The 1,416-nt window shown below is 72.9% G+C and carries 2 protein-coding genes; one reads left to right on the top strand and one right to left on the bottom strand.

The features are described from left to right. Positions 1-80: 80 nt before the first annotated feature. Positions 81-488, bottom strand: coding sequence for a helix-turn-helix domain-containing protein (locus ACFV6I_RS17815; RefSeq protein WP_063351805.1), 408 nt, complete (start codon positions 486-488; stop codon positions 81-83). A gap of 101 nt (positions 489-589) precedes the next feature. Between ACFV6I_RS17815 and ACFV6I_RS17810 the strand changes: the two genes are divergently transcribed. Beyond that, positions 590-1,237 carry an FMN-dependent NADH-azoreductase gene (locus ACFV6I_RS17810; protein ID WP_380426221.1) on the top strand — a complete coding sequence of 216 codons (648 nt, stop codon included), beginning with the start codon at positions 590-592 and terminating at the stop codon, positions 1,235-1,237. The last annotated feature ends 179 nt before the right edge of the window (positions 1,238-1,416 follow it).

Here is a 1,416-nt window from a genome sequence, read left to right as displayed (position 1 = left end):
ACGCCGCGCCGGTCCCCGACGCCCTGGGTGCGCACGGCGGGGGAGCCGCTCCGCCGCCGCCCCGCCGACCGGCCCGGCGGTCACCCCGCCGACGCACCGCCGGCCGCGCCGGCCACGTCGAGCGGGAGCCGCTCCGGCCCACCGGAGCAGGGTGCACCGCCGTTCAGGTGCGTGGCCGCCCACCGCCCCAGCTCGGCCAACGCGGGCTCCAACGCGTTGCCCGCTTCGGTCAGCCGGTAGGAGACCCGCAGCGGAGGGCCGGCGTCCACCTCTCGCAGGATCAGGCCGGCCTCGCCGAGTTCGGTGAGCCGCTCCGAGAGCATGCGCTCGCTGATGCCCGGGATGGCCCGCCGAAGATCGGCGAAGTACACGGGCCCCGGGATCAGGGTGACGACGATCAGGCCCGTCCACCGCTTGCCGAAGAGCTGGAAGACGCGCGCAATGCCCTCGTCGGCCTTCCTGCATGCCTGCTCGCCGTGATTCGCCATGCCACCAGGGTAGCCCTCGACCTACGTAGCTTTAGAAAAGTAAGTGGCTATGTTATTACTAGCTACGTAAGAAACCTCAGCCCCTAGCTCTGGAGCCCTCCATGGCCACCCTGCTGCACCTCGACTCCTCCGCCCTGCCCCACGGCTCCGCCTCCCGCGAGGTCACGGCCACCTTCCGCAAGGCATGGGAGGAGCAGCACCCCGAGGGCACGGTCGTCTACCGCGACCTCGCGGCCGAGCCGCTGCCGCACCTCACCGCTGCCGGCATCACGGCCGCCTTCGCCGACCCGGCCGACCACACGGACGAACAGAAGGCCGCTTTCGCCCTGCGCACCGAGCTGGCCGCGGAGCTGGAGAACGCGGACGCGGTGCTCATCGGCGCCCCCATGTACAACTTCACGATCCCCTCCAGCCTCAAGGCATGGCTGGACCACGTGATCATCATGGGCCGCACCGGCGGCGAGAACTCCTCCGTCGCGGGCAAGCCCGTCACCGTCGTCGCCAGCCGCGGCGGCTCCTACGCGCCCGGCACCCCGCGCGAGGACTTCGAGTTCGCGGCCAACTACCTGGAGAAGGCGCTGACCGGCCTGCTCGGCCTCAAGGTCGACGTCATCACGCCCGAACTGACCCTGGCCCGCACCGTCCCCGCGATGGCCGACCTGGTCGACCTGTCGGACGCCTCCCGCGCCCAGGCCCACGAGCAGGCCGCTGCCAAGGCCAAGGCCCTCGCCGCCGGCTTCTCCGCCTGACCAGCACCTGCGGGCCGTACACCGGCACGGTGCGGACCGAACCCGGCCCGCACCACCGCCGCCGCTGATGTCGTCGCGGGGGCGGGGCAGGGCCCCCCCCCCGAAGCCCCCCCCGCCACCGCCGCCCCCCCAATCACGCCCCCCCCCACCAACACCCGGCCGAAACCGGCCCCCCAACC

It is taken from the genome of Kitasatospora sp. NPDC059803, from assembly GCF_042732255.1.
GTDB lineage: Bacteria > Actinomycetota > Actinomycetes > Streptomycetales > Streptomycetaceae > Kitasatospora.
This window is presented reverse-complemented; position numbering and strand designations above follow the sequence as displayed.

What these genes read in the sequence shown, in the direction of transcription:
- ACFV6I_RS17815 (WP_063351805.1), bottom strand. Translation starts at nt 488, where the DNA reads ATGGCGAATCACGGCGAGCAGGCATGCAGGAAGGCCGACGAGGGCATT.
- ACFV6I_RS17810 (WP_380426221.1), top strand. Translation starts at nt 590, where the DNA reads ATGGCCACCCTGCTGCACCTCGACTCCTCCGCCCTGCCCCACGGCTCC.